The sequence below is a fragment of the Streptomyces sp. SPB074 genome (assembly GCF_000154905.1).
GTDB lineage: Bacteria > Actinomycetota > Actinomycetes > Streptomycetales > Streptomycetaceae > Streptomyces.
The window spans coordinates 6,345,678-6,348,338 of sequence record NZ_GG770539.1 but is presented as its reverse complement, the minus strand read 5'-3'; the positions used below and the strand labels follow the sequence as shown (position 1 = coordinate 6,348,338).

Genomic DNA, 2,661 nt, shown 5'->3' with positions numbered 1-2,661 from the left:
CCTCGTGCGGCCGGTGGTGGTTCCCGCCGGGTCCGCTCAGGACGCCTGGCAGGCCGGGGCGATCTCGACGCCCGCGCCGTCGGCGCCGAAGGTGAGCCGGCAGGTGTCCGCGCGGTAGGTGGCGACGGAGACGGCGGCGGTGGCGCCCTCGGCGAAGAACCGGGTCGTGACGAGGAGGACGGGGGAGCCGGGCAGCCGGTCGAGACGGCGGGCGTCCTCGGCCCCGGCCGAGCCGAGTTCCACGGCGCGGTCCTCGCCCTCCGGGCCCAGGTGCCCCAGCTCGCGCAGCACGGCGCGGGCGCGCGCGGCGCCTCCGGCGGCGTCGATGGCGCTGAGCCCGGGCACGGAGGCGGCGGGGACGTAGAGGAGTTCCGTCGCGACGGGCAGGGCCTCGTCCAGGCGGACGCGGGTGAGGACGTGCACGGGCTCGTCGCCGGTGCCGAGCAGTTCGGCGACGGCGGTGGGCGGCAGGGCGCGGTGGGCGTCGCGCGCCTGCCAGGGATCGCACGGGGCGCCCGGCCAGTTCTCGCTGCCGACCTCGACGCCGACGCGCGGCGGGGCGACGGTGGTGCCGACGCCGCGGCGCCGCTGGAGGCGGCCCTCCAGCTCCAGCTGTTCGAGCGCTTGGCGCAGCGTCGCGCGGGCCACGCCGAAACGGGCGGCGAGTTCACGCTCGTTGGGCAGCACCTCGCCGACCCTGAACTCGTGGTCGAGCGCTTCGCCGATGACCGTCTTGAGATGCCGGTACTTGGGCTCCGGCACCGTTTGCAGCCTGATCCCCACCCTGTCCTCCGCCTTCGTCGTGTGCCTCGTGCCGCGTGCCGTGCCTGGTGCCGCCTCCCGCCGGGCCGGTGCCGGGGGAGCTTTACGCGGGCTTCTTTATTAAAGGTTGTTGCACTATCCGACTCTGGCGAGAGTAGGCCCGCTCCCACCCTTGGTCAAGACCAATCATCGGGGGCACGGCCACGGAGTGGTCAGCTCCGGGCAAAGGGTTCATCAGGTGTTCGCGAATCACTCGTTCCGGGGGTTTCCGCACCACAGGAGAGCGGGAGTTCGCCCGTCCGAGAGACCGCCCGGCACGCGTCCGCGCACGGCCTGCACGTCGCGGTGGAGGGCGGCATGGCGAGCGCCCGCTACGGCGCGATGGTGAGCGCCCCGCCCGCGGACCTCCCGGCCCGACGGTGGGTTACCGCCCGGACGCGCCCTTCGAGGAGGCGCCGGGCAAGGCCGTCGCGGACGTCAATCGCCGCCCCACCCCCGGCTACGGCCCGCTGCTCCCGCGCGACCTGCGGTACAGCCAGGCCGTGCGGGTCGGGAACCGCGTCGAGATCTCCGGCCAGGGCGGCTGGGACGACGCCCTCGCCTTCCCCGAGACGCTGGAGGAGGAGATCGTCCGCGCCTTCGAGAACGTCACCCGCACCCTCGCCGAGGCGGGCGCCGCCTGGAGCGACGTCATCGCCGTGGACTCGTACCACGTCCCCACCGCCCCGGACTCGATCGGCGCCGGGCACAACCGCGTCATGGTCGAGCAGTTCCGCGCCCGCATGGGCGAGCGGGCCCCCATCTGGACCCAGCTCGGCGTCGCGGCCCTGGGGGCGCCGGGGATGCGCGTCGAGATTCGCGTGACGGCGCTCGTCGGCCGGGAGGAGTGACGCGGCGGCGACGGGTGGCGGGCGGTTCCGGCACGTCCGTCCGCTGGCTTTTCCCGGCGGAGTGGTGGATTTTCCTTCTCCCGGGATTTTTCCGTTGTCCCGGTGGCCGGCGCTCCGTCTCCCAGTCAGGGCGGCACGGTCGGAGCGCCGCACAGGCTTGGGTACAGCGCGTGAAGGAGCAGCCAGATGCGGGAGACCGGTCACAACGGGCCCGGGGCCGGGACGGTGCGTGCCGCGCGGGCCGGGGACCCGGCGGCACTCGACCAGTTGCTCGCCGAGAGCCTGCCCCTCGTCTACAACGTCGTGGGCCGCGCGCTCAACGGGCACAGCGACGTGGACGACGTCGTGCAGGAGACGCTTCTGCGCGTCGTCCGCGCGCTGCCCCAGCTCAGGGACGAGAACGCCTACCGCTCCTGGCTCATGGCGATCGCCGTGCGGCGCATCCGTGACCGTGAGCGGGCCCTGCGCGCGGCCGGGCAGCACCGCGCCGACTGGGAGAGCGCCGCCGAAGTGCCCGACCCCGCCGCCGATTTCGTCGGCCTGACGGTGCTGCGTCTCGGTCTCACCGACCAGCGCAGGGAGATCGCCGAGGCGACCCGCTGGCTCGACGGCGACGACCGCGCGCTGCTCGCGCTGTGGTGGCTGGAGGAGACCGGCGAGCTGGAGCGCGCCGAACTCGCCGAGGCGCTCGGCGTCTCGCGCCGCCACGCGGCGGTGCGGGTGCAGCGGATGAAGGAGCAGATGGAGACGGCCCGCACCGTCGTGCACGCTCTCGCGCTGCGCGGCGCGTGCGGGGAACTCGACGGGCTCCTCGGCGGCTGGGACGGGACGCCCTCGCCTCTGTGGCGCAAGCGCGTCGCGCGGCACGTGCGCGGCTGCGCGCGGTGCGGCGACGGGGGGCGGCTGCTGCCCATGGACCGGCTCCTGGCCGGCCTGCCGCTGCTGGTACCGCCCGCCGCGCACGCGCCGCACCTGCTCGGGTACGGGGCGGAGGGCGCCGCCCGCCTCG

General features: G+C 74.9%; 3 protein-coding genes. 2 read left to right on the top strand and 1 reads right to left on the bottom strand.

Translation table 11 applies throughout. From position 1 onward, the window contains the following. Nucleotides 1–36: 36 nt before the first annotated feature. The gene (locus tag SSBG_RS27090) at nt 37–783 is read right to left on the bottom strand and encodes a GntR family transcriptional regulator (protein WP_008749245.1); all 747 of its coding nucleotides are present in this window, start codon (nt 781–783) and stop codon (nt 37–39) included. 488 nt (nt 784–1,271) lie between these two features. Here SSBG_RS27090 and SSBG_RS27085 point away from each other — a divergent pair, with 488 nt between their 5' ends. Continuing rightward, nucleotides 1,272–1,652, top strand: coding sequence for a Rid family hydrolase (locus SSBG_RS27085; RefSeq protein ID WP_050776938.1), 381 nt, complete (start codon nt 1,272–1,274; stop codon nt 1,650–1,652). Between the two features lie 186 nt (nt 1,653–1,838). Next, a partial coding sequence (locus SSBG_RS27080; protein WP_008749243.1) for an RNA polymerase sigma factor occupies nt 1,839–2,661 on the top strand: 823 nt, incomplete at its 3' end.